Annotated in this window: 25 protein-coding genes; 19 read left to right on the top strand and 6 right to left on the bottom strand. The window is 68.5% G+C overall.

The annotated features are described in order from the left end of the window. Window positions 1-44 precede the first annotated feature (44 nt). Window positions 45-1,268, top strand: a complete 1,224-nt coding sequence (gene hutI, locus CJ177_RS25915; RefSeq protein ID WP_095869230.1) for an imidazolonepropionase — start codon at window positions 45-47, stop codon at window positions 1,266-1,268. Then, window positions 1,265-2,227 (top strand): formimidoylglutamase, encoded by a 963-nt coding sequence (gene hutG, locus CJ177_RS25910; protein WP_095868953.1) that lies wholly within the window; start codon window positions 1,265-1,267, stop codon window positions 2,225-2,227. Before hutI ends, hutG begins: the two co-directional genes overlap by 4 nt. Window positions 2,228-2,247: 20 nt before the next feature. Here the strand turns inward: hutG and CJ177_RS25905 are convergent, their stop codons facing one another. Next, complete coding sequence (locus CJ177_RS25905) at window positions 2,248-3,081, bottom strand: alpha/beta fold hydrolase (protein ID WP_095868952.1); 834 nt, start codon at window positions 3,079-3,081, stop codon at window positions 2,248-2,250. A 226-nt stretch (window positions 3,082-3,307) separates the two neighbouring features. Here CJ177_RS25905 and CJ177_RS25900 point away from each other — a divergent pair, with 226 nt between their 5' ends. Next, complete coding sequence (locus CJ177_RS25900) at window positions 3,308-3,511, top strand: cold-shock protein (RefSeq protein ID WP_005244612.1); 204 nt, start codon at window positions 3,308-3,310, stop codon at window positions 3,509-3,511. Between the two features lie 79 nt (window positions 3,512-3,590). Here CJ177_RS25900 and CJ177_RS25895 read toward each other — a convergent pair whose 3' ends face one another. Further along, window positions 3,591-4,040: a hypothetical protein gene (locus tag CJ177_RS25895; protein WP_231913931.1), complete on the bottom strand. Its 450-nt coding sequence runs from the start codon at window positions 4,038-4,040 to the stop codon at window positions 3,591-3,593. 107 nt (window positions 4,041-4,147) lie between these two features. Here CJ177_RS25895 and CJ177_RS25890 point away from each other — a divergent pair, with 107 nt between their 5' ends. The 3 genes from CJ177_RS25890 to CJ177_RS25880 are packed head-to-tail and all read left to right on the top strand — an operon-like array spanning window position 4,148 to window position 7,160. Then, window positions 4,148-5,299 (top strand): acyl-CoA dehydrogenase family protein, encoded by a 1,152-nt coding sequence (locus tag CJ177_RS25890; protein WP_005244614.1) that lies wholly within the window; start codon window positions 4,148-4,150, stop codon window positions 5,297-5,299. A gap of 12 nt (window positions 5,300-5,311) precedes the next feature. Beyond that, window positions 5,312-6,460, top strand: coding sequence for a CaiB/BaiF CoA-transferase family protein (locus CJ177_RS25885; protein WP_095868951.1), 1,149 nt, complete (start codon window positions 5,312-5,314; stop codon window positions 6,458-6,460). Window positions 6,461-6,497: 37 nt separating this feature from the next. Next, on the top strand, window positions 6,498-7,160 hold the full coding sequence (locus CJ177_RS25880) for an IclR family transcriptional regulator (RefSeq protein ID WP_005244616.1): 663 nt from the start codon (window positions 6,498-6,500) through the stop codon (window positions 7,158-7,160). A 7-nt stretch (window positions 7,161-7,167) separates the two neighbouring features. On the opposite strand, the gene CJ177_RS25875 is transcribed toward CJ177_RS25880, so the two are convergent. Continuing rightward, window positions 7,168-8,058, bottom strand: coding sequence for a LysR family transcriptional regulator (locus CJ177_RS25875; RefSeq protein ID WP_005244617.1), 891 nt, complete (start codon window positions 8,056-8,058; stop codon window positions 7,168-7,170). Window positions 8,059-8,261: 203 nt separating this feature from the next. Here CJ177_RS25875 and CJ177_RS25870 point away from each other — a divergent pair, with 203 nt between their 5' ends. Genes CJ177_RS25870 through CJ177_RS25860 form a run of 3 tightly spaced genes read left to right on the top strand, consistent with a single transcriptional unit; the run spans window position 8,262 to window position 11,371 of the window. Further along, window positions 8,262-9,737 (top strand): sodium:solute symporter, encoded by a 1,476-nt coding sequence (locus CJ177_RS25870; RefSeq protein ID WP_005244618.1) that lies wholly within the window; start codon window positions 8,262-8,264, stop codon window positions 9,735-9,737. A 48-nt stretch (window positions 9,738-9,785) separates the two neighbouring features. After that, window positions 9,786-10,415, top strand: a complete 630-nt coding sequence (locus CJ177_RS25865) for a TetR/AcrR family transcriptional regulator (protein ID WP_095869229.1) — start codon at window positions 9,786-9,788, stop codon at window positions 10,413-10,415. After that, the gene (locus tag CJ177_RS25860; protein WP_005244620.1) at window positions 10,412-11,371 is read left to right on the top strand and encodes a C-terminal binding protein; all 960 of its coding nucleotides are present in this window, start codon (window positions 10,412-10,414) and stop codon (window positions 11,369-11,371) included. Before CJ177_RS25865 ends, CJ177_RS25860 begins: the two co-directional genes overlap by 4 nt. 29 nt (window positions 11,372-11,400) lie before the next feature. Here CJ177_RS25860 and CJ177_RS25855 read toward each other — a convergent pair whose 3' ends face one another. Together CJ177_RS25855 and CJ177_RS25850 are read right to left on the bottom strand one after the other, a co-directional pair. Further along, window positions 11,401-12,183, bottom strand: coding sequence for a class II aldolase/adducin family protein (locus CJ177_RS25855; RefSeq protein WP_005244621.1), 783 nt, complete (start codon window positions 12,181-12,183; stop codon window positions 11,401-11,403). Window positions 12,184-12,258: 75 nt separating this feature from the next. Beyond that, window positions 12,259-12,843, bottom strand: a complete 585-nt coding sequence (locus CJ177_RS25850) for a TetR/AcrR family transcriptional regulator (RefSeq protein WP_005258658.1) — start codon at window positions 12,841-12,843, stop codon at window positions 12,259-12,261. Window positions 12,844-12,940: 97 nt separating this feature from the next. On the opposite strand from CJ177_RS25850, the gene CJ177_RS25845 reads away from it, so the two are divergent. From CJ177_RS25845 to CJ177_RS25835, 3 genes are all read left to right on the top strand, one after another. Further along, the gene (locus CJ177_RS25845) at window positions 12,941-14,338 is read left to right on the top strand and encodes a cytochrome P450 (RefSeq protein ID WP_095868950.1); all 1,398 of its coding nucleotides are present in this window, start codon (window positions 12,941-12,943) and stop codon (window positions 14,336-14,338) included. A gap of 71 nt (window positions 14,339-14,409) precedes the next feature. Beyond that, the gene (locus tag CJ177_RS25840) at window positions 14,410-15,933 is read left to right on the top strand and encodes an MFS transporter (protein ID WP_095868949.1); all 1,524 of its coding nucleotides are present in this window, start codon (window positions 14,410-14,412) and stop codon (window positions 15,931-15,933) included. Then, window positions 15,923-16,516, top strand: a complete 594-nt coding sequence (locus CJ177_RS25835) for a TetR family transcriptional regulator (RefSeq protein ID WP_095868948.1) — start codon at window positions 15,923-15,925, stop codon at window positions 16,514-16,516. Before CJ177_RS25840 ends, CJ177_RS25835 begins: the two co-directional genes overlap by 11 nt. Window positions 16,517-16,590: 74 nt before the next feature. On the opposite strand, the gene lhgO is transcribed toward CJ177_RS25835, so the two are convergent. Then, complete coding sequence (gene lhgO / locus CJ177_RS25830; RefSeq protein ID WP_095869228.1) at window positions 16,591-17,796, bottom strand: L-2-hydroxyglutarate oxidase; 1,206 nt, start codon at window positions 17,794-17,796, stop codon at window positions 16,591-16,593. A 44-nt stretch (window positions 17,797-17,840) separates the two neighbouring features. On the opposite strand from lhgO, the gene CJ177_RS25825 reads away from it, so the two are divergent. The 7 genes from CJ177_RS25825 to CJ177_RS25795 all read left to right on the top strand — a co-directional run bounded on the left by CJ177_RS25825 (window position 17,841) and on the right by CJ177_RS25795 (window position 24,102). After that, window positions 17,841-18,113, top strand: a complete 273-nt coding sequence (locus tag CJ177_RS25825; protein WP_061042299.1) for a helix-turn-helix transcriptional regulator — start codon at window positions 17,841-17,843, stop codon at window positions 18,111-18,113. An 80-nt stretch (window positions 18,114-18,193) separates the two neighbouring features. Then, window positions 18,194-18,769, top strand: coding sequence for an ATP-dependent Clp protease proteolytic subunit (locus CJ177_RS25820; protein WP_095868947.1), 576 nt, complete (start codon window positions 18,194-18,196; stop codon window positions 18,767-18,769). Between the two features lie 147 nt (window positions 18,770-18,916). Next, window positions 18,917-21,223 (top strand): carbamoyltransferase HypF, encoded by a 2,307-nt coding sequence (hypF, locus tag CJ177_RS25815; protein WP_095868946.1) that lies wholly within the window; start codon window positions 18,917-18,919, stop codon window positions 21,221-21,223. 44 nt (window positions 21,224-21,267) lie between these two features. After that, window positions 21,268-22,017, top strand: a complete 750-nt coding sequence (locus CJ177_RS25810) for a HypC/HybG/HupF family hydrogenase formation chaperone (protein ID WP_095868945.1) — start codon at window positions 21,268-21,270, stop codon at window positions 22,015-22,017. Further along, window positions 22,014-22,706, top strand: a complete 693-nt coding sequence (locus CJ177_RS25805; RefSeq protein WP_072938917.1) for an SIS domain-containing protein — start codon at window positions 22,014-22,016, stop codon at window positions 22,704-22,706. The genes CJ177_RS25810 and CJ177_RS25805 overlap by 4 nt, the downstream gene beginning before the upstream one ends. Further along, window positions 22,703-23,803 carry a hydrogenase expression/formation protein HypE gene (gene hypE / locus CJ177_RS25800; protein ID WP_095868944.1) on the top strand — a complete coding sequence of 367 codons (1,101 nt, stop codon included), beginning with the start codon at window positions 22,703-22,705 and terminating at the stop codon, window positions 23,801-23,803. Before CJ177_RS25805 ends, hypE begins: the two co-directional genes overlap by 4 nt. Window positions 23,804-23,829: 26 nt before the next feature. After that, the gene (locus tag CJ177_RS25795; protein WP_005244643.1) at window positions 23,830-24,102 is read left to right on the top strand and encodes a HypC/HybG/HupF family hydrogenase formation chaperone; all 273 of its coding nucleotides are present in this window, start codon (window positions 23,830-23,832) and stop codon (window positions 24,100-24,102) included. Window positions 24,103-24,120 lie beyond the last annotated feature (18 nt).

The following is a 24,120-nucleotide window of genomic DNA, read 5'->3' as shown; positions in this document are numbered from 1 at the left end:
CAGGCCCGAGCGACCGTATTTTCGAACCGCTGGAAGGAACAGCAGTGACAGCGAACACCTCCCGCTCCACAGTGCTGACCGGCATCGGCACCATGGTGACCAACGACCCGACAGTGGGGGAAGGTCCGCTCGGGCTGATCCGCGACGCCGCCGTCGTCTTCGACGGCGGCGTGGTGGCCTGGGTCGGCCGCGCCGACTCGGCGCCGGCCGGCGACGTCGGGCACGATCTCGACGGCCGGGCGGTGTTACCGGGCTTCGTGGAGAGCCACTCGCACCTCGTGTTCGGCGGGGAACGCGCGGAGGAATTCGCGGCGCGCATGGCGGGACAGCCGTACGCGGCGGGTGGCATCCGCAACACGATCGAGGCGACACGGAACGCGACCGACGAACAGCTCGAGGCGAACACGCGGCGGCTGCTGGACGAGTCCCTGCGGTCGGGCAGCACCACCGTGGAGTGCAAGACCGGGTACGGGCAGACGGTCGCGCACGAACTGCGCAGCACGAAGATCGCGGCGTCCCTCACCGACGAGGTGACGCTGCTCGCCGCTCACGTTCCGCCGCCGGAATACGCGGGGCGCGCCGACGACTACGTCGCCATGGTGTGCGCGGAGATGATCGACGCCTGTGCACCGCAGGCGAAATGGATCGACGTGTTCTGCGAGACCGGCGCGTTCGACCGCGATCAGGCACACGCCGTTCTCACCGCCGGAATGGCGAAGGGGCTCATCCCCCGTGTCCACGGCAACCAGCTCCGCGAGGGCCCCGGAGTCCAGCTCGCCGTCGAACTGGGGGCCGCGTCCGTCGACCACGTCTGCTACACCACGCAGGCCGACATCGATGCGCTGGCACAGAGTTCGACGGTGGCCACCCTGCTGCCCGGCGCGGATTTCTCGACCCGGAACAAGTACCCGGACGCTCGGGCCCTGCTCGACGCGGGTGTCACGGTGGCGCTCGGCGCGGATTGCAACCCCGGCACCAGCTACACCACCAGCCTGCCGTTCTGCATCGCGATCGCGGTGCGGGACATGCACATGACCCCGGACGAGGCGATCTGGGCGGCAACGGCAGGCGGCGCCCGCGCGCTGCAACGCGAGGACATCGGCGTCCTCCGTCCCGGCGCGCGGGCCGATGTCCTCGCCCTCGACGCACCGTCGTACCTACACTTGGCCTACCGGCCCGGCGTCCCCCTGGTCCGCGATGTGTGGCGGGGCGGCGAACTCGCCTGGTCCGCGCACACCGGTCACGAGAAAGCGAGGGCCCTGCGATGATGGAGAACCTGCTGATTCCCCCACCCCCCTGGATCGGCAGGGTGGACGGCACGTCGAGTCACCACCTCCGCTGGCACCAGGCGGTCACGCCACTTCACGACGACTCCGAACCCGGCGCATGCGTGTTCGTCGGCTTCTCGAGCGACGAGGGCGTGGAGCGGAACAAGGGACGCCGCGGGGCTGCCCGCGGCCCGGACGCGCTGCGGGCCGCGCTGTCGTCGATGGCGCTCGCCGAGCCGCTCCGCGCGTATGACGCCGGCACCGTCGCGGTCACCGACAACCGCCTCGAAGCCGGGCAGATGGCTCTCGGCGCGGTGGTAGCCGCGACCCTCGACGCCGGCCAGTTCCCGGTGGTCCTCGGCGGCGGCCACGAGGTGGCCTACGGGACGTACCTCGGTCTGGCGCAGGCAGCCGTCCGCACGCCCAAGCGGCGGATCGGGATCCTGAACCTGGACGCCCACTTCGACCTGCGGTCCGATCCGGTCCCCAGTTCGGGCACACCGTTCCGGCAGATCCTCGAACAGGAGCATGCGGCGGGCACCGCCCTGCAGTATTCGGTGCTCGGCATCAGCCAGCCGAGCAACACCACCGCGCTGTTCGACACCGCACGCGGATACGACGTCCGGTACCTCCTGGACGACGACTGCTCGGTCTCCGACCGGCACCGGGTGGCCGTCTTCGTCAGCGAGTTCCTGTCGGACGTCGATCTCGTCTACCTCACCATCGACCTCGACGTGCTTCCCGCCGCCGTCGCGCCGGGAGTGAGCGCTCCCGCCGCGTACGGTGTGCCTGCGGAGACGATCCAATTCGTGTGCGACGCCGTCGCCGCCAGTGGCAAGCTCGCCGTGTGCGATGTGGCCGAGCTCAATCCGTCGTTCGACATCGACAACCGCACCGCCCGCACCGCGGCCCGGTTGATCCATCGGATCGTCACGAAGCGGGTTCCGATCGTCCGCTGAGGTCGCCCACGACCGTCCGCTCAGCCCTCCCGCAGCACGACGCGCAGACGAGGGGCGAACGAGGCCGGGTCCTCGGCGAAACCGATGTGGCCGCCGGGGAACAGGGTGGGTTCGATGCCGAGTTCCGCGGCGAGCGCACGCGACGTACGGTCGCAGAGCTGGCCACCCGACTCCTCACCGAGGCCGACCAGCACACGGGTCGTCACCGAGCGCAGGGCGGCGACGTCCGGGCACCAGCGGGTGGTCGGACGCAGCATGTGCGCATGCTGGAAGTAGTCGTCCGCCTCCGTCTGCGCATCACGCTCGCCCGCGAACATCTGCTGAAACACCTCCTCGGGCAGGTGAATGTTCGCCAGGGCGAGAAACTTCCTCCACGCACCCACGACGTCGCCGGAGAGGTGCGCGTCGATGATGTCGTCGGTCTTCACCCGCAGTTCCTCACGGTCGTCGAGCAACTCGTCCAGCGGCGGCTCGTGCGCGACCACGGTGTGCACGAGTTCCGGATGCGCCTGCACGAGTGCGAGCGCGCTGACGGCGCCGCCGCTGGAGCCGAAGACGGCGGCCGGTCCGGCGTCGAGGTGCGTCAGGATGCGGGCGAGGTCGTCGGCGCGCATCTCGGGAGTCGAATCCCGCTCGCGGTCGTCGACCGGGCTGCGGTGGATGCCCCGGGGATCCGTGGTGACCACCGTGTAGTCGGAGGCGAGCAGATCGGCCGCCGCTGCGAAGGAATCTGCGTCCATCGGGGCGCCCACGAGCACCACGAGGGGGCCTGCGCCGCGAACCTCGTAGTACAGGCTCGCACCGGGGACCTGCAGGGTTCCTGTGTTGGCGGTGGCGGTCGATATCGGGTTCATCGGGTCTCCTCGGGCTGTGATGTCGAGTCGAACGTAGGACCGCCGTCGACGGGCAGAATCATCGGTCGTGGGGGAAATTTCCTCCACAGACCGGGCCCGACGACCGATATCCGCAGGAATCGTGGGCGTTGCACTGGAAGCACGCGCGCCAGGATGCGAGGATGATATCCACGCGAACGGGATCTCGATGTGAGGTCCCGGGCGGCAACTGCAGGGAGTGAACGGTATGGCGCAGGGTGTTGTGAAGTGGTTCAACAGTGAGAAGGGCTTCGGGTTCATTGCGCCGGACGACGGCAGCGCGGACGTGTTCGTTCATTACTCCGAGATCTCGGGCAGCGGCTACAAGTCGCTGGAGGAGAACCAGCGGGTGGAGTTCGAGGTCGGACAGGGCCAGAAGGGCCCGCAGGCCCAGAATGTCCGGGCCGTCTGACCGACGCCCCGATGACACTGTGACGACGAGGTCGCACCCGAGCGGTGCGGCCTCGTCGTCGTAGTGGGCCCCGGGACAGCTATCTCGCGAGGCCGAAGCTTCCCACCTGGTTGCCGCCCACGTACACGGCCCCGGTGTAGGTCCCGTCTGCGTTGGGGGAAATCCTGTCGGTCAGGAACCCCAGTCCCGATGGGCTGTAATCGATGACGGTGTTTCCGTTCCCGTCCTGCGAGGTCGTGCCCGCGAGTCCGGTCAGGCCGAACGTGAAGTTGTTGACGACCGTGCCCTCCTGGAAGGTTTTCCCCTTCCAGATCAGCTCCCCCGCCGGCACCGTGGTCGTTCCCTGATAGGTGCCGGACGGGATGGGTTCGCCGCCGGCCGTGCCCACGCCGGCAAGTGCGCCGCTGACAGCGATGCCCGCGGCGACGAGTCCTCCTGCGATCACGCGCATCATGCCTCCCTCTGCCGTGCCCGACGGGATGTGGAGTGCCCGTCCGTAGTCGAGTACCCGCTCCTTCGCTGTGGACACCGGGCCGCCCCTGGACAAATTCGGCGATCTCCTTCATAGTCGATATGCCACCAAGTGGCATTGCTATTTCACTAGATGGCAATCTGACCTTTCCGACAGGAGTTCCCGTGACCGATCAGCTGCTCGATGCCGCCGAGTTCCGCACCACGGTGCGCGCGTTCGCCAACCGCGAGATCCATCCCGGCGCGGCGTTCCGTGACGAGACGCGCGAGTTCCCGGCGGAGCTGGTGAAGCGACTGGGCGAGCAGGACCTCATGGGGATCTCGGTGCCCGAAGAGTTCGGCGGGCTGGGCCTGTCCACCAAGACACAGCTGATCGCGATCGAGGAGGTGGCCCGCACCGACGCCGCCCTCGCCTCGATCTACACCGCGCACTACCTGGGGCTCGAGCCGATCCTCGTCGGCGGAACCGAGGAGCAGAAGCGCCGGTGGCTGCCCCGGCTCGCGTCCGGCGAACTGCTCGCCGGGTTCGCCCTCACCGAACCGGACGCCGGCTCCGACATCGCCTCGATGCGGACGACGGCGCGGCGCGAGGACGACGGGTGGCACCTGTCCGGTTCGAAGACGTACATCTCCAACGCCAAGGAGGCCGATCTGGTCGTCCTCTTCGCCAAGACCGATCCGTCCGCAGGCTTCCGCGGCATCACCGCGTTCGTCCTCCCCCAGGGCACGCCCGGCGTGAGTTACTCGGAGCCCCAGGACAAGCTGGGCATCCGGTCCGCCCCCACCTACACCGTCTACCTCGACGACGTGGTGCTTCCCCACGACGCCGTGGTGGGAACGGAGGGCCGCGGCGGCAACATCGCGCTCACCGCCCTCAACCGCGCCCGCATCGACGTGGCCGCGATGGCCAACGGAATCGCCCTGCGCGCGTGGGAACTGGGCCGCTCCTACGCAGCGGAGCGCAAGCAGTTCGGTCACCCCATCGCCGAATTCCAGGCGATTCAGCTGCTACTGGGTGCGTGCGACGCGCAGCTCGTCGCCTCCCGCGTCACCGCGGACTGGGCGGCGGACGTGAAGGATGCCGGGGCCGACCTGCGCCGCGCCGCATCCGTGTCGAAGTACGTGGCCACGGAGGCCTGCTTCTCGATCGTCGACCAGACCGTGCAGATTCACGGCGGTGCCGGATTCATGCGCGAATCCGAGATCGAACGCCTCTACCGCGACTGCCGGATCCTCCGGATCTTCGAGGGCACCTCGCAGATCCAGCTGCTCACCATCGCCTCCAACGCACCGTCCCCGCGCTCTACCGAATTCTGAGAAGGGCCCGTCATGCCTACACTGCCTCCCCTCGACGGCATCCGCGTCGTCGATCTCTCCCGCGTCCTGGCCGGACCGTACTGTACGGCGCTGCTCGCGGACGCCGGCGCCGACGTCGTCAAGATCGAACCCGCCGCCGGCGAGGACTCGCGGCACCTGGGCCCGTTCCGCGACGGCGAGAGCATCTATTTCAACGTACTGAACCGCGGAAAACGCTCGCTGGCACTGAATCTCAAGGACGACGCGGATCGGAAGGTGCTGTTCGACCTCCTCGATACGGCGGACGTTCTCGTCGAGAACTTCCGGCCCGGGGTGACCGCCCGTCTCGGCATCGACTACGACACCGTCCACGCCCGCAACCCCCGGCTCGTCTACGCGTCCATCTCCGGTTTCGGGCAGGACGGGCCGCTCGCGGGTTCGGCCGCCTACGACCTCGTCGTGCAGGCGATGTCGGGAATCATGAGCATCACCGGTTCCCCCGAATCCGGGCCGACCCGGCTCGGCGAATCGTTCGGTGACCTCGTCGCGGGACTGTTCGCGGCATGGGGCATCAGCTCCGCCCTCGTCGGCACCCGGGAATCGGGTGTGGGGCAACATCTCGACGTCGCCATGTTCGACAGCATGCTGGCCATGCTCCCCACCGCGCACAGCCAGTTGCAGGCATCGGGGGTCGCGCCGGTGGGAGTAGGTAATCGCCATCCCGTCTCCACCCCGTTCGACACGTACCGGGCGTCGGACGGCCTGTTCGTCCTCGCCGTCGCCAGCCGATCCGGATTCGAGAAGCTGGCGCACACCATGGATCGTGCAGACCTTCTCGGCGACAACCGTTTCGCCGACGACACGTCCCGCACCGATCACGAACCCGCCCTGCGCGCGGAGATCGAGATCTGGGCGAAGGACAAGACGGTCGCCGAGGTGGTCGCGCTCCTCGGCGCGGCCGGACTGGCGAGCTCCGAGATCTGGAACGTCGAACAGGCGTTGTCGTCCGAGCAGAGCCGGCACCGCGGACTCGTGGAGTCGTTCGATCATCCGGTCGCGGGAACGATCGACTACGTCCGGCAGCCGGTCGTGTTCGGCGACAGCGCGCGCCCCGGGGTCCGCCGCAGCCCACTGCTCGACGAACACCGGCAGCCCCTGCTGTCCGAGATCGCGTCGCGGTAGATTCACGCCGACACCCGCGACCGTCAGGAGACGACCCATGGCCCCCGGAGATGTGACCCGCAGCGCGAGCCGCACCTTCGAACTGCTCGGCGCGATCACCGAGCAGGGCGGGTTGACGCTCGGCGACGCCGCGAAAGCGGCCGGTCTCGCCACGAGTACCGCACTGCGCCTGATCCGCAGCATGGAGCAGAGCGAGTTCCTGGTCCGCGGCGACGACAACGTCTACCGGGCCGGGCCGCGACTTCTCCAGATCGGCGCCCGCGCGATCAGCGACAACCAGCTGCTGTCCCGGGCGCGGCCCGCGATGGTCGCGATCGCGGAGGAAACCCGCGAATCCACGTACCTGTCGACCCACGGCCCGAAGGGCACTGCCCTGTATCTCGCGCAGATCGAGGGCACCCACGCGATCCGGCACATGGGATGGGTGGGGCAGACGGTGCCGCTCGAGGGCACGGCCGTCGGCGCCGCACTGCGGGGCGACCTGCACAGCGAGGGGTATGCGATCGCCCACGACACCATCGAGGACCACTCGACGGGTGTGGCGGCCCCGATCTACGACGCGGTGGGGCGGATCGTGGGCGCGCTCAGCGTCGTCGGGCCGACGTTCCGCCTCGACGACGCACTCTGCGCGCAGCACGGCCTGGTTCTCGTCGAGCGTTGCCGTGCGCTGTCGACCGAACTGGGCTCCCCGGCCCCGTGAGCGGTGGTCAGCTGCCCATGCTGGTCCGGACGAACTCGCGGAACGTGAGGACCATCGGCTCGCGGGCCCGGCCGCGCCGGTAGATCAGCGAGAACGGCGCCTGATAACCGAACGACGCCGGCAGGATCGGACGCAGCCGGTTCCGGTCCACCCAGTACTCCGCGTAGTGCTCGGGCAGGTATCCGATGTACGCGCCGGACAGCACGAGGATGAGCTGCGCTTCCATGTTCTCCACCGTCGCCGAGGGTTGCGGGAACCCCTGGCGGGCCAGTTCCTGCTCGGACCAGTAACCGCGGGTCACCATCCGCTGTTGGGTGATGACCTCCGGCGGCACCCGTTTTCTGCCGAACAGTGGGTGCTTGTCGCTGCAGTACAGCCAGTGCTGCTCCCGGTGCAGCGCCTGGGAGACGAGGCCGTTCATCGGTGAGGCGAACGCGCCGACCGCGACGTCGATCCGGTCGTCGAGCACGCCGACCTGCAGTTCGTGCGGCGTCTGGATCTTCAGGTCGAGGTAGACGGCGGGGTGGTCCTTGCTGAACACGCCGATCACGTCGGCGAGCGGCAGGGTGGCGTCGGTGACGGTGGAATCGAGAACCCCGATGGTGAGGGTTCCCCTGAGCTCCCCCTGCAGCGCGGCGCCGTAGCGTTCGAAGCCCTCGAGTTCGCCGAGGATGCGCAGGCATTCCTTGTGGTAGAGCTCGCCCTTGCTGGTGAGGCCGAATCCGCCCCGGCCGCGGTGGCACAGCACGATGCCCAGGTGGCGCTCGAGCTGGCTCATGTAGGTGCTGATCGCGGAGGCGGACAGTCCGAGTTCCTGCTGCGCGGGCGCGAACCCCTGGTGGCGGACGACGGCCGCGAAGATCTGGAGGAGCTTCAGGTCGGGCAGCGAGCTGCGCATCGCACTCCTCCGGCGGGGTCGAAAACAGGGTGTGAGCTGGCTCGCACCGTTACTTCACGATTTTCTGAAGTGATTATTTGTATCAAGTGATTTATTTCACGTCAATGTTCTCCTACCGTCTAGGGCAACGGTCTGACGAGACCGGCACCGACGGGACCACCGCCCGTCATCACCGATCCGCTAGGACACGTGAAGGACGCACCATGGACATCACCATCATCCTGATCTACCTGGGCGCAATGCTCGCGTTCGGCTGGTGGGGCAAACGCCGGGCGAGCAACTCCAGCGAATACCTCGTCGCCGGCCGCCGCCTCGGCGGATTCCTCTACACCAGCACGATGGCGGCGGTCGTCATCGGCGGCGCCTCCACCGTCGGCGGCGTCGGCCTCGGCTACAAGTACGGCATCTCCGGAATGTGGCTGGTCGTGTCGATCGCCGCCGGCGTACTCCTGCTCAGCCTGCTCTTCGCCGCGCGGATCCAGCGCCTCAAGGTCTACACCGTCTCCGGGATGCTCAAACTCCGGTACGGCATCGACGCCACCGGCGCGTCCGGTCTCGTGATGATGGCGTACACCCTCATGCTCACGGTCACCTCCACGATCGCCTACGCCACCATCTTCAACGTGCTGTTCGGCTTCGACCGGACCCTGTCGGTGATCCTCGGCGGCCTCATCGTCGTGGCCTACTCCGCGATGGGCGGAATGTGGTCGATCACGCTCACCGACGTCGTCCAGTTCGTCATCAAGACCATCGGCGTCTTCGTCCTGCTTCTCCCGTTCACGTGGAGCAAAGCGGGCGGGTACGCCGGCATCAAGGAGCGCGTCGGCGAACAGGCTCTCGGGCTCGGCACCATCGGCACCGGCACCATCGTCACGTTCTTCGTCGTCTACACGCTCGGCATCCTCATCGGACAGGACATCTGGCAGCGCGTGTTCACCGCGAAGTCGCCGGAGGTCGCACGGTGGGGCGGCGTCACCGCCGGCGTCTACTGCCTGCTGTACGGCGTCGCGGGCGCACTGATCGGTCTGGCCGCGTCGGCCCTCATGCCCGACATCGGATCGTCCGACGACGTGTACGCCGACGTCGCCGTCCACGTCCTGCCCGTCGGTCTCAGCGGCATCGTCCTCGCCGCCGCGGTGGCCGCGATGATGTCGACCGCGTCCGGCGCGCTGATCGCCACCGCCACCGTCGCCCGGCAGGACGTCCTTCCGCTGGTCGCCCAGATCTTCGGACGCACACGCCCCGAACTGGACACGTCCGATCCGGAAGCCGACGTGCGCGGCAACCGCCTCTACGTGATCGTGATCGGCCTCGTCAGCATCGTGATCGCCGCGCTCATCAACGACATCGTCTCCGCGCTCACGATCGCCTACGACATCCTGGTCGGCGGGCTCCTCGTCCCCATCCTCGGTGGACTGGTCTGGAAGCGCGCCACGGGTACGGCCGCCATGGCGGCCATGGCGGTGGGCACCGTGGGGACCATCGCGACGATGTTCGTCGTCGGCGACGTCATGGCGAACGAGCCCGTGTACGTCGGACTCGTCAGCGCGCTGGTGGTGTTCGTGGCCACCAGCCTGTTCACCGAACCCACCCCGGCGAACGTGATGTCCGTGTGGAACGCGCGAGTGTCGGGAAAGGACGAGGAAGATCCGGTTCCGGTCCCGGCACCGATAGCCTGAGTGACACCGGCGCACGCGGGTGAGTGCGCACTAGCGGGAGGAAAGATCGTGCCGAAGATCGTCGACCACGACGAGCGGAGACTGGCGCTCGCCGACGCCGTTCTCGCGTTGATCGCCCGGGAGGGGATCTCCGCCGTCACCACTCGAGCGGTGGCGGAGGAGAGCGGGTGGTCGACCGGAGTGTTGAACCACTACTTCGGATCCCGGCACGAACTGCTCCTCGCAGCGCTGCGCCGGGCCGGCGACATCCAGGGCGACCGGTACCGCACGATTCTCGACGAGGAGGGCGCAGGCCCGATCGAGAAGCTGCGGAACATCACCGCCAGCATCCTGCCGCTCGACGAACGCCGACTGGCGATGACCCGCGTGTTCCTGTTCTTCTACGCGGAGGGCGCGGCCGAGGAAACCGCGCGCGGTGAGATCGCGGCCTTCCTCGCCCGCTGGCGGGGCGTCGTGCGCGAGTCGGTCGTCGCCGCACAGCGGGAGGGCACCGTCTCCGCCGACCTCGACGCGGACGCCGTCACCGTCGCGCTGGTGGCACTGACCGACGGTCTCGCATTGCAGGCCATCCTGGATCCCGTTGTCATGGAGGCGATCAGCGCGGAGGACGCGGCGGCCCGCTGCGTCGACGCCGCCGTGCGACGGACCACCGAAGAAGCGGGGGCGATAGGCAGATGACCGATCGTGTCGTCGTCCTCGACGACTTCATTCCTGCCGAAGCACTGTCCGATTCGCTTGCCGCCGCAGGCATTTCCGCGGATGTCGTGCACCAGTCCGAGTTCCCGTCCGGGCCGGGCGTCATCGCCCTGCTCGTGGGTCCGGAGACCACCGGACTCGAGCCCCGTCACCTGTCGGATCTCCCGGACCTGCGACTGTTGTCGGCCACGTCCGCCGGGTACGACCACCTGCCGGTGTCGGCAGCCCACGAACGCGGCCTCTGGGTCACGCGGGCAGTGGACTACTGCACCGAGGAGGTCGCGGATCACGCACTCGCGCTCACCCTCGGACTGCTCCGATCCACTCACACCCTCGACCGCTCCGTGCATGCCGGCGGGTGGGACGTGACCGCAGCGCCGCCGCGGAGGATCGCGGGAACCGTGCTGGGCCTCTACGGCTTCGGCCGGATCGCCGCGGCTGTCGCGGTGCGGGCCCGAGCGGTGGGGATGACCGTCCTCGTCAGCGGCCGCGGACTGGGCGACCGAGCCGGGGAACTGGCGGCCGAGGGTATCGAGGTGGTCGGGTTCGAGGAACTGCTGCGCCGCTCCGACGTCCTGAGCCTGCACGTTCCCCTCACATCCGAGACGCAGGGTCTGATCGACGACCGCGCCCTGTCCGCGATGACGCGCGGCGCGTATCTGGTGAACGTCTCCCGCGGCGGTCTCGTCGACCACGACGCACTCGGAGCCGCGCTGCGCAGCGGACACCTCGCCGGGGCCGCCGTCGATGTTCTCCCGAACGAACCTCCCGCACAGGACGATCCGATCCTGCAGATCCCGAACCTCGTGATCACCCCGCACGCCGCGTGGTACTCACCGGAGGTCGCGCGCACCCTGGCGCAGCAGTCGGCGCGCAACGTCGCGGCGGTCCTGACGGGCGCATCCCCGGTGGGAGTCGTTGCCGCACCGGGGATGTGATCACCCCTGCCAGTTCTCGTGAGCCGCCGTCAGTCCTTGTAATCGGGGGCGGTGCGGTCCAGCATCCGCAGCAGCGCCGCCCACGCCATCTCGTACGCCTGATCGTCGGTGTAGTCGTCGGTGGCCTCGCCGGCGAACTGCCGGGCGGTGCGCTCGGCGATCTCGGGCGACGGAACGCGCAGTTCACCCGACGCCTGGGCGGCGATCTGGATGTCACACGCCTTCTCCAGGTAGAACATTCGCAGAAACGCCTCGGCGGCGGATTCGCCCACGGTGAGCAGTCCGTGATTGCGCAGGATCATTGCGGGGTTGTCGCGCAGGTCCTCGACCAACCGCACGCGTTCGGCCGTGTTGAGCGCGATGCCCTCGTAGTCGTGGTAGCCGACCCGGTTGTAGAACTCCATCGAGATCTGGTTCAGCGGCAGCAGTCCGTGCTCCTGCGCGGCCACCGCGCACCCGGCCTTCGTGTGAGTGTGCAGCACGCAGTGCGCGTCCGGCCGGGCCTCGTGAATCGCGCCGTGGATCACGAATCCCGCCGGGTTGACGTGATATTCGGACGGTTCGACGAGTTCGCCGTCGAGCCCGATCTTCACCAGGTTGGAGGCGGTGATCTCCTCGAAGAGCAGGCCGTACGGGTTGATGAGGAAATGATGTTCGGGCCCGGGAATCCGGACCGAGACGTGCGTGAAGATGAGGTCGGTCATCTTGAAATGCGCGAGCAGGCGGTACACCGCCGCGAGTTCACGACGCAGTTCCGCCTCGGTCTTCGCCGGGTTCGTTCGGCCCTGCGACGTAACGGTGGGTGCACTCATGCGGGATCTCCTTGATCACGGAAGGGATTTCGGCTTAAATATATCAACTGATTTATTTAAGTGCCAGCCCTGAGATCAGTCGAGCCGCCCACCCAGCATGCCCCGCAGCGAGCGCAGGCAGAGTTCACGTAGCTCGCCCTCGGCGATCGACGGGTGATCGAGCCAGTCCATGCAGACGGCGCGCACGAAGGCGATCCACCCGCGCACCGCGACGCCGACGAGTTCCCGTTCGCCGTCGGGGGGATCGAGAGCGTCGACGATGCGGCGCTGCTGGGCGTCGAGTTCCCGCTCGACGATGGCCCGGATGTCGGCATCGGCCGACAGTGCGCCGTGGTTGATGGCCCGGACTCCGTGCCGGTGGCTCGCGACGTGCTCGAAGTACGCGTCGAGGCCGGCCGCGACCTGTTCCTCGACGGGGAGCGTGGAGTCGGGGGCCGTCACCTCGAGCAGTCGTTCGGATTCGCGTTCGACGATCGCGGCGAAGAAATCCCGCTTCGTCGGGAAGTAGTGGTACATCAATCCGCGCGACACCTCGGCGAGTTCCGCGACCTCCTCGATCCACACGTCCTCGTAGGGGCGGTCCGCGAACAGCCGCGCGCCGATGTCGAGCAACTGCGCCCGGCGCTGCTCCGGGGCGAGTCGTCGGCGGGCGCTGGTCATGCCAGTCACCGTACTGCTTGACACCGGTTCAGTAAGGCGTACCTTGCGTACTAGACATCAATTCAGTAACGCAGGCCACATCGACACGGGGGTCGACATGAGCGTCGAATCACTGCACACCACAGCGGAGGCGACCATCCCGCATCCCCGATGGCGGTTTCCCGTCGTCGGCGACGTCTTCGGGATCAGCATCCGCACTCCCGTGCAGAATTCGATGGAGATCGGCAGAAAGCTCGGGCCCATCTTCGAGCGAAACGTCCTCGGCAATCGGTTCGTCTTCGCGTCCGGTGCAGACATGGTCGCCGAACTTTCCGACGAATCCCGGTTCGCGAAGCACCTGGCGCCCGGCGTCGCGTCGCTGCGCGAGGTCGGCGGCGACGGACTGTTCACCGCCTACAACCACGAGCCGAACTGGAGCAAGGCGCACAACCTCCTCGCCCCCGCATTCACGAAATCCGCGATGCGGTCGTATCACCGCACGATGCTGGATGTCGCCGGCGAATTGACGGAGCGCTGGGACGAGCGGGTGGACGGCACCCCCGTCGACGTCTCTTCCGACATGACGAAGCTGACGCTCGAGACCATCGGCCGCACCGGGTTCAGCTATTCGTTCGACTCCTTCACCCGCGAGCGGCCGCACCCGTTCGTGCAGGCGATGGTCGGAGCGCTGAGCCATTCGCAGCGCACCACGTTCGTGAAGTCCACCGCGCTCGGACGACTGCTGGCGCGACGGTCGGATCGCCGCAACGTCGCCAACCTGGAACACATGGCCGAAGTCGTCGACGAGGTGATCCGTGCCCGTCGCGACAGCGCCGAGACCGGCCCCGAGGACCTGCTCGAACTCATGCTGCGGGCGGCGCGGGAGGACGATCCCCATCGGATCGACGAGTTGAACATCCGCCACCAGGTGGTGACGTTCCTGGTCGCGGGGCACGAGACCACCTCCGGTGCACTGTCGTTCGCCCTGTACTACCTGTCGCGGCATCCCGACGTCCTCGCGAAGGCGCAGGCGGAGGTCGATGCGGTCTGGGGCGCCGAGGAGCCCGCGTTCGAGCAGATCGCGAAGCTCCGCTACGTGCGCCGGGTGCTCGACGAATCGTTGCGGCTGTGGCCGACTGCCCCCGCGTACGGCAGGGAGGCGACCGTCGACACGACCCTCGTCGGCAAGTACCCGATGAAGGTCGGCGACTGGGTTCTCGTCCTCATCCCCGCACTGCACCGCGACCCCGTGTGGGGTGACGATCCCGAGGCGTTCGACCCCGACCATTTCCTCCCCGAGCGCATCCGGTCCCGCCCCGCGCACGTCTACAAGCCGTTCGGGACCGGCGAGCGCGCCTGCATCGGACGACAGTTCGCCCTCCACGAGGCGGTCCTGGTTCTCGGCACGATCCTGCGTCGATACGACATCGTGGGCGACCCGAGCTATCGACTGAAGGTCGCCGAGCGGCTCACCCTCATGCCCGAGGGCTTCACGCTACAGCTCCGCCGGCGCTGACCGGTCCCTTGACAGCCACAAAGTGAGAGTTACTATCAAAATATAGTAACTTCCTTTCGAGTGGAGCTGTCATGAGTGAAACGACGGTCATCGAAGTCGCCTCGCGCCGCTGGTGGGCGCTCGGAGCCCTGTCCGTGGCCATGCTGACCATCGGTCTCGACATCACGGTCCTGACGGTGGCACTGCCGACGCTGGCAGTCGACCTCGGCGCGGACAACTCGCAACTGCAATGGTTCAGCTCGGCGTACACGCTCGTGCTCGCCGCGGCGCTCCTGCCGGCCGGGGCGCTCGGCGACCGGTACGGCCGCAAGAAACTCCTGCTCGGCGCCCTCGTCCTGTTCGGCGTCGCGTCGCTGCTCTGCAGTTACGCGAGCACGTCGGGTCAGCTGATCGCCGGACGCACCCTGTTGGGACTGGGTGCCGCGGTGATGATGCCGCTGTCGATGGCGGTACTGCCCGTCCTGTTCCCCGACGCCGGCGAACGGTCGCGGGCACTGACCATCTGGGTGACGTCCACCGCGATCGGCCTGCCCCTCGGACCGATCCTCGGCGGGTGGTTGCTCGAAAACTTCTGGTGGGGATCGGTGTTCCTGATCAACGTGCCGCTGGTCGTCGTCGGCGCGATCGCCGTCGCGGCCCTGGTACCGGAATCGCGCAGCGAGGAGCAGTCGCCCACCGACTATCTCGGCGCCGCACTGTCTTCGCTCGGATTACTCAGCCTCACTTACGGTTTCATCAGGTCCGGCCAGGACGGCTGGGGTGACACACTGGCATTGACGACGATCGCGGCGGGCGTGGTCGTGCTCGGACTGTTCGCGATGTGGGAACGGCGGTCGCGTCACCCGCTGATCGACACGTCGCTGTTCGCCAGCCCTGGGTTCCGCTGGGGCACGATCTTCACCACGCTGGTCAACTTCGGGATGTTCGGGCTGTTCTTCACGGTGCCGCAGTACTTCCAGGCGGTGCTCGGGGTCGACGCGCTCGGTAGCGGCCTCCGTCTGCTGCCGTTGATCGGCGGACTGCTGGTCGGCACCCGGCTCTGCGACCAACTGCTTCGGCGGGCCGGCGCCCGGCCGGTCATCGTCATCGGGTTCGCCCTCCTCACGGCGGGACTCGCGGCCGGCGCCCTGACCTCCGTCGATTCCGCTTACTGGTTCACGGCGGCGTGGATCGCACTCGTCGGCGCGGGAATGGGTTTCGTGATGCCGGCGGCGATGGGTGCGGCCCTGGGCGCACTGTCGGCCGAACGGTCCGGTTCCGGCTCCGCGCTGATCCAGGCGCTGCGGCAGGCAGGCGGAACGATCGGGGTCGCGGTGCTGGGCACCGTCCTCGCCACCCGCTACCGGTCCGAACTGGGGGACCTGGACGTGGATCCGATTCGCGACGGAGTCAACGCCGGGGTCGCGGTGGCCAAGACGACCGGCGACCCGACGATGCTCGCGCACGTCCAGGCGTCGTTCCTGTCCGGGATGGGGCTCATGCTGTGGGTGTGCGCGGGCATCTGCGCCGTCGCGATGGTGCTCGCAGCGCGGTTCACGCCCCGCGATACCCCGGCCCGGGAGCAGGATGAGTCAGAATCGGTACATGTCCATTGACGCTCGACCAGGCCTGCGGGAGCGGAAGAAGGCGCGCACCCGGCTGACCATCCGTTCCGAGGCGTTTCGGTTGTTCCGTGAACAGGGCTACGCCGAAACCACGATCGAGCAGATCGCGGAGGCGGCGGACGTGTCGCCGAGCACGTTCTTCCGATACTTCCCCACCAAGGAACAACTGGTGCTCGCCGACGACCTCGATCCGGTCATGATCGAGGCGATCGAAGCGCAACCGCCGGACGTCCCGCTGATCACCGCATTCCGGAAGGCGGCCGAGTCCGTGTTCGCCGGCCTGTCCGAGGCAGACATGGACTTCGAGCGGAAGCGTCAGGAACTGCTGTACTCGGTCCCGGAACTTCGCGGTGCCATCATGCAGGAAATGGTGCGCAACATCGACATGATCGCGGGTGTCATGGCGCGCAGGGTCGGACGCACCGCCGACGACTTCGAGGTCCGCGCGCTCGCCGGGGCGATCGTCGGGGTCATCCTCGGTGTGGTCGATCTGCTTCCCGGTGACCTGCCACTCGCCCTGCGCGCACTGGAGTTCCTCGAGGACGGGTTGCCGCTCGGGCGTGGCACGTCGTAGCGCCGGCGACTCGGACGCCCAATGTCACATCGGTCTACTTCGACTGCACCAGTGTGACATTGGGCGAAGCCGTGTCACGCGGTCGCGCGGGCGAGAACCTCCGTCACGACGTGTTCGGCGATGGCGAGGGATGACGTCGCACCCGGTGAGGGCGCGTTCCGGACGTGAACGACGCGTCCGGACCCGGTGATGACGAAGTCGTCCTCGAGGCTGCCGTCGGCGTTCATCGCCTGAGCGCGGATGCCCCGGGGTCCGCGGGTGACGTCGGAGCGGCGCACGTCGGGCACGTACTTCTGCGCCTCCTTCACGAACTGGCCCGTGCTGAGGACGGTGCGGGCCTCGCGGACCGCCGCCGCGGTGTTGTGCACGGCGAACCGCCAGAACCCGGGAAACCCGACCGCCGACATCACGTCCGCCGCTGACCACCCCCGACGGTCGTACGCCTCCCGACCGAAGGAGAGAAAGGCGTTCGGTCCGAGCATGATTCGCCCGTCGATCCTTTTGGTGAGGTGGACGCCGAGGAACGGGTACCGCGGGTCCGGAACCGGGTAGATCAGCCCCTTCACGAGCGAGGACCGCTCGGGCTCGAGCAGGAAGTAGTCGCCGAAGAAGGGCACCACCCGAGGCGATCGCGGTTCACCCGACATCAGTGCCACCCGATCGGACTGCAGTCCCGCGCACGTGACCACCAGGTCGAAGACCTCGCTGCCCTGCCGGGTGGCGACCACCGTTTCCGCGGTCCGGCTGTCCAGGCCCACGACCTCCCGGCCGAGCAGGACGCGTCCCCCCGCGGCGGCGATGTCCGCGGCGAGAGCCTCCGCGACCGCCACGTAGTCGATGATCGCGGTGTGCGGCGAGTGCACCGCGGCGACTCCGCGTGCGTGCGGTTCGATCTCGGGGATCTCCTCCCCAGGGACCTTGCGGATGCCGGGGACGCCGTTGGCCACCGCTCTGTCGAAGATGGCGTCCATCCGCGCCACTTCGGACGAGTCGTGGGCGACCACCACTTTGCCGCATTCCTCATAGGCCACACCCTTGTTCTCCGCGTACTGCTGCAGGAGGGTGACACCACGGCGGCACAGGCGAGCTTTGAGGCTGCCCGGCGGGTAGTACAGGCCGGCGTGGACGACGCCGCTGTTGTGTCCGGTCTGGTGGGCCGCGACCCGGGTCTCCTTTTCGAACAGCGTCACCTCGACGACGTCCATCCGGTGCAGAAGTTCCCGGGCGACCGCCAGACCGATGATGCCGCCGCCGATGACGGCGGCACGAACCTTCGCCATGAGCACCCCTCCGTATATACCGTTTTCGAGATACCATCGATGGTATGTCGACCACCCCTCGACGCACGTCTTTTCCCGGACTGGAGCACCTGTCCGATCGGCGTCGAGCGCTGCTGGACGAGCTCGTCACCACTCGCCGCGAGCGCGGCCTGACGCAGACGGAGATCGCCGCCCACATGGGCACGTCACAATCGGCCGTGGCACGGCTCGAACGCGGCGACGTCGACCCCCGCCTGTCGACGCTCGAACGGTACGCGGAGGCCGTGGGCCGGACGGTCGACTGGACGATCTCAGCGCACCGGGAGTCATCACCATGATCTGGCCACCACCCACCCCACCACCGGTCCCGCCGTTTCACACCCCCTGGCAGCCGGACCCCCGGCAGCCGCCTGCCCCGATGCCCGTCACGTCCGTGCCCGCTCCCACTCCCGGTCCCGACTGGCTGGCCGAGCGCCTGTTCGACAAACGGATCGTGTCGCTGACCGGCCGGCTCGACGCCGAGGCCACCAACCGCACGGCGGCGTCGCTGGCACTGCTCGACGCCTCGGACGACGGGGAGGTCCAGCTGTGGCTGCACGGCGTCGACGCCGACATCGACGCGGCCGCCACCCTCCTCGACACCCTCGATCTGATGGGCGTCCCGCTGCACGTCCACTGCCGCGGCGACGTCCGGGGAATGGCGATCGCCCTCCTTGCGCCCGCCGACCGCCGGACGTCGGCGTCGCACGCCACGTTCCACCTCCGCGAACCGCAGGCGTCCTGCACCGGTCCGGCGTCGGACGTCGCCATCGCCGCCGAACACCACGAGCAGCAACTCCGAAGGCTGCAGCAGCGGATCGCCGACTCCTGCGGGCGTCCCGTCGACACGGTGATCGGCGACATGCGGGACCACCGGATCCTCACCGCCGACGAGGCGCGCGACTACGGGCTGATCGACGCCGTCACCGGCGCACGCTCCGTCGACGGCGAGTGATCCGGCAGGCGCACCCCTTTTCGGTTCCCGCGCACGAATTCCAGGCGCAATTTCGAGTGCGCGAACCGAGAAAGGGTGCGGCTGTGCCGCCGGACGTGCACGGGAGGGCCCTTGCGCCCCGCACCTCGACGGGGGAATCATCCGAGGATGACGGTCGAACGATCGCGCATCACGGTCCACGGGGTCGTGCAGGGGGTCGGCTTCCGCCCGTTCGTCGCGCGACTGGCCGACGACCTGGGACTGCACGGCCACTGCGGCAACGACGACGTCAGCGTGTTCATCGAGATCGAGGGCAAGTCGGCGTCGGTGTCCGAGTTCGTGCGCCGGCTCCGCACGGACGCGCCGCCGATGGCCGTGATCGTCGACGCGACCTCCCAGCCCGTGCCGGTACGCGGCGACGAGTCGTTCCGGATCATCGACAGCCGGCACGTCCCCGGCGCGCGGACACTGGTGTCGCCGGACGTGGCGACGTGCGCGGATTGTCTTCGCGAACTGGCCGATCCGCACGATCGGCGATATCGCCACCCGTTCGTCAACTGCACCAACTGCGGGCCGCGGTTCACGGTGATCACCGACCTGCCCTACGACCGGCCCAACACCACGATGGCCGAGTTCCCGCTGTGCGCCGCGTGCCTCGCCGAGTACCGCGACCCCGCGGATCGACGGTTCCATGCCCAGCCGGTGTGCTGCCCCGACTGCGGTCCGCACCTGTTCGCCGAGGTCGACGGGCACCGGATCGACGGGGACGACGCCGTCCTCACCGCGGTGCAGGGGGCGTTGCGGGACGGCCGGATCGTGGCGGTCAAGGGCCTCGGCGGATTCCATCTCGTCTGCGATGCCGCCGACCCCACCGCCGTCGAGACTCTGCGGGCGCGCAAGCACCGCCCGGACAAGCCGTTCGCGGTCATGACCGCGGACCTGTCCGCCGCCGCCGAGTTGTGCGAGATCTCCGAGCCCGAGAGCGCCCTGCTGCGACACGCGGCCCGGCCGATCCTGTTGCTGCACAAGAAGAGCACAGCGTCGGTTGCCGACGGCATCGCGCCCGGGATCGACGACCTCGGGGTGATGCTCCCCTACACCCCGCTGCACCATCTCCTGTTCACCCGAACCCCCGGCAGCGACGTCGACCCTCCGCGGGTGCTGGTCATGACGTCCGGCAACCTGAGCGGCGAGCCCCTCTGTTTCGACAACGACGACGCCCGCACTCGACTGACGGACATCGCCGACGTGTTCCTGATGCACGACCGCCGCATCGCGGTGCCCTGCGAGGATTCCGTGCTCGCGGTCGAGGCCGGGGCGGTGCTGCCGATCCGCCGCTCGCGCGGATTCGCACCGCTGCCCGTCGTGCTCCCCGCGCACGGCCCGGAGATCCTCGCGGTGGGCGCGGAGATCAAGAACACCTTCTGCCTGACCCGGCAGGACTACGCGTTCTGCTCGGCGCACCTCGGCGACATGGGCAGCCTGGAGAGTCAGCGCGCCTTCGAGACGTCGGTGCGGCAGTTGACGCATCTGCACGGCATCACCCCGGAGGCGGTGGTCGCCGACCGGCACCCCGGCTACTCGACGCACCACTGGGCCCGGCGCTACAGCGACAGGACCGGCGTCCCCCTGCTCACCGTGCAGCACCACCACGCGCACGTCGCGTCGCTGATGGCCGAACACGGACTGGTCGGGACGACGGTGCTCGGTGTCGCGTTCGACGGGACCGGGTACGGCTGCGACACCACCGTGTGGGGCGGCGAACTCCTCCTGGTCGGTCCGAACATCCTCGACACGAGGCGGGTGGGACATATCCAGCCCTTCTCACTGCCGGGCGGTGACGCCGCCGTCCGGAATCCGGTGCGGGTGGCGCTGGCTCTGCTGCACGAGTGCGGGATCACCGACGTCGACGGGCTGCCGTGCATGGAGGCGGTCCCCACCGCGGAACGCGCGGCCGTGGAGTCGCAACTTCTGTCGGGTCTCGGTTGCGTCAGGACGACGAGCGCGGGCCGCCTGTTCGACGGGGTCGCGTCGCTGCTCGGGGTCCGGCACCGGGTCACCTACGAGGCGCAGGCCGCCATCGAACTCGAGGCCCTCGCCCGGACCGCCCCGCACCCGGCTCCCCTGGCCATGGGCGTGGAGAACGACCAGATCGGACTGCCTCGTCTGGTGTCCGGACTGGTCGCCGGTCTCCGCGACGGAACCCCGCCCGCGGTGCTCGCACTGGGCTTCCACCATGCCCTCGCCGCCGCGACCGCCGACCTCGTCGACCGGGCCGCCACCGCGACCGGCGCGTCGACGATCGGACTCACCGGAGGAGTCTTTCAAAACCGTTTATTCCTCGCACTGGTGAGAGCACACTGGGAGAGCAGCGGTTATCGAGTCCTCACCCACCACCGGGTGCCTCCCAACGACGGAGGACTCTCCCTCGGCCAGGCGGTGATCGGTGCCGCGGCAACCATGCGCGGACCGTGACGTCGGCAGCCCCCGACCGGCCGGTCCGGGACGGGAGCTAGTGAATGACCACCACTGCAGAGGCGGGCGGGCACCTCGTCGACACCGATCTGTCTGCGGATCTCGCTGCCGCAGCATTGTCTCTCGCCCGCAGATTCCATGACGGCGCGACGCTCTGGGTGATCTCACCCCAGTGGGAACCGCACGCCCATCACGTCGCCGTCGAATTCGTCCATCCCGTGATCATGGGCAAACGGGCGCTGCCGTCGGTGGCACTCGTCGAACCCGATCCGGTGGCGCAGGCCCGGGTGGCGAGCAGGCCCGGCGACATCCTGCTGGCCGTGGCGTCGGCGAACGAGCCCGCCGTGGTCGACGCGATGCGCCGCGCACCGGCGTGGGGCGCGATGACGCTGTGGATCGGGGCAGGCCCCCGGCCTCCGGCCGGTGCGGCGAACCACATCCTCTGGGTCGACTCGGACGACGCGATGGTGCCGGCCACCGGGCGGTTCGTCCTCATGTATCACCTGCTGTGGGAACTCACCCATGTCTGCTTCGAGCACTCGGGACTGCTGAAGCCCGACGCCGAGGAGTGCGACGAGACGGTCTGCGTCACGTGCAGCGACGAGGGCCGTCTCGGTGAGGTGGTGATCGAGCCGGCCGAACCGCTCGGACCTGCCCTGGTCCGCACCGCTGCGGGCGAGGAGTGGGTGGACGTCAGCGTCCTCGGCGAGGTCCAGCCGAACGACCTCGTCCTGGTGCATGCGGGTGCCGCGATCACCAGACTCGACGACGCCGGGCAGGAGACGAACCGATGACGACGCACGATTCGGAAAGCACCAGCTTCCTCTACCCGTTCATCGACTCGGAGGAAACCGACGCCCAGAGCCTCCTCGACGACCTCGCCGCGTCCGCGCGGGGGAAGGCCGCGGAGAGCGCGCGCCTGCAGAAGGCGTCCCTCGACGAGTACGGCGACGGCCTGACCGCGGCCGGCATCGACATGGCCGACAGGTTCCGTCGCGGCGGCCGGCTCTACACGTTCGGCAACGGCGGCAGCTCCACCGACGCCGCCACGCTGGCATCGCTGTTCAGCCGTCCCGCCCGCGGACGCCCGGTGGCGGCGTGGTCGCTCGCCGCCGATCAGGCCGTGGTGACGGCGCTCGGCAACGACGTAGGCTTCGATCTGATCTTCAAGCGGCAGATCATCGCGCACGCCCGGGACCGCGACGTCGCGATCGCACTCTCGACGTCGGGCAACTCCGACGATCTGATGACCGCACTCACCGAGGCGAAGCAGCGGGGGCTGCTGACCATCGGGTTCGCCGGGCACGAGGGCGGCCGGATGGCGGCGATGGCGTCCGCCGGCGAACTCGACTTCTGCTACACCGTCCACTCGCAGAGCATCCACCGGATCCAGGAGAGCCACGCGATGCTCGGGTACCGGCTGTGGTCGGTGGCCCAGGAACACATGACGCGGCCCGCTCCCAACTCCGTGGAGGCTTCATGAGCACCACCGAACCGGCAACCTCGGCGGAACGGGAAGACCGGGTCCTCGAGCGGATCGACAAGTTCCGGCAACGCCGGCCGCGGCTGCTGGACGAGGTGGTGACACTCGCTCACGGTGCGGGCGGGAAGTCGTCGGCGGCCCTCGTCGACGCGGTGTTCGTCGAGGCGTTCCGCAACGAGGAACTCGAGCAACTCGGTGACGCGGCCGCCCTCACCATGCCGTCGGGTGAGCGGCTCGCGTTCTCCACCGATTCGTACGTGGTGCAGCCGCTGCGTTTTCCCGGCGGTTCCATCGGGCATCTCGCGGTGCACGGGACGGTGAACGATCTCGCCGTGTCCGGTGCGCGGCCGCGGTGGTTGTCGGCGGCGTTCGTCATCGAGGAGGGTTTCCCGATCGCCGAACTGCGGGAGATCGTCGCCGACATGAGCGAGGCGGCCGTCCTGTCCGGCGTGCAGATCGTCACCGGCGACACCAAGGTCGTCGGCAAGGGCGCCGCCGACGGCGTCTACATCTCCACCGCCGGTGTCGGTGTCATCCCGGAGGGCAGGCGGCTGTCGGCGGATCTCGTGCGTGCCGGCGACAAGGTGCTGTTGTCGGGCACCATCGGCGAACACGGCATGGCGGTCATGCTCGCCCGCGGCGATCTGGCCATCGAAGCCGACATCGCCTCCGACACGGCGCCGCTCAATTCGCTGGTGGAGAAGCTGCTGAAGGCGGCACCGTCGACACGGTGGATGCGGGACGCGACCCGCGGCGGCGTCGGGACCGTGTGCAACGAACTGGCCCACGCCTCGCAACTCGCCGTGATCATCGACGAGCAGTCCCTGCCCATCGAGCCTCAGGTGCTGGGTGCCTGCGACATGCTCGGCATCGACCCGCTGTACGTCGCGAACGAGGGGAAGTTCGTCGCGATCGTCGCGGCGGACGAGGCGGATGCGGCCGTCGCGGCGATGCGATCCCACCCGCGGGGAGCCGATGCCACCGTGGTGGGCGAAATCCTGGCCGAACCGCCGGGCATCGTCGCACTGCGAACCTCGTTCGGCGGCAGCCGGATCGTCGACATGCTCGTCGGCGACCCGCTCCCCCGAATCTGCTGAAGAACAGCCCGAGAAGGAGAACCACGATGTGTCTGGGGATACCCGGTCAGGTGGTCGACATCGTCGACGCCGAACAGCATCTGGCCAAGGTGGACGTGAACGGCGTCCAGAGAACGATCAGTGTGCGACTGCTCGCCGAAGAAGGTCTCGTCGTCGGTGACTGGGTGCTCGTGCACGTCGGTTTCGCGATGGCGAAGATCGACGAGATCGAGGCGCAGCTGACGTTGGATCAGGTGCAGAAGATGGGCGCCGACTACGTGAACGAGATCGACGCGTTCAACTCGTCCGAAATCGCGTGACTACAGCAAGAACGAGGT

It is taken from the genome of Rhodococcus sp. ACPA1 (genome assembly GCF_002300195.1).
Classification (GTDB): Bacteria; Actinomycetota; Actinomycetes; order Mycobacteriales; family Mycobacteriaceae; genus Rhodococcus_F; species Rhodococcus_F opacus.
The sequence above is the reverse complement of the archived record's forward strand: the minus strand, read 5'-3'. Positions and strand labels throughout refer to the sequence as shown.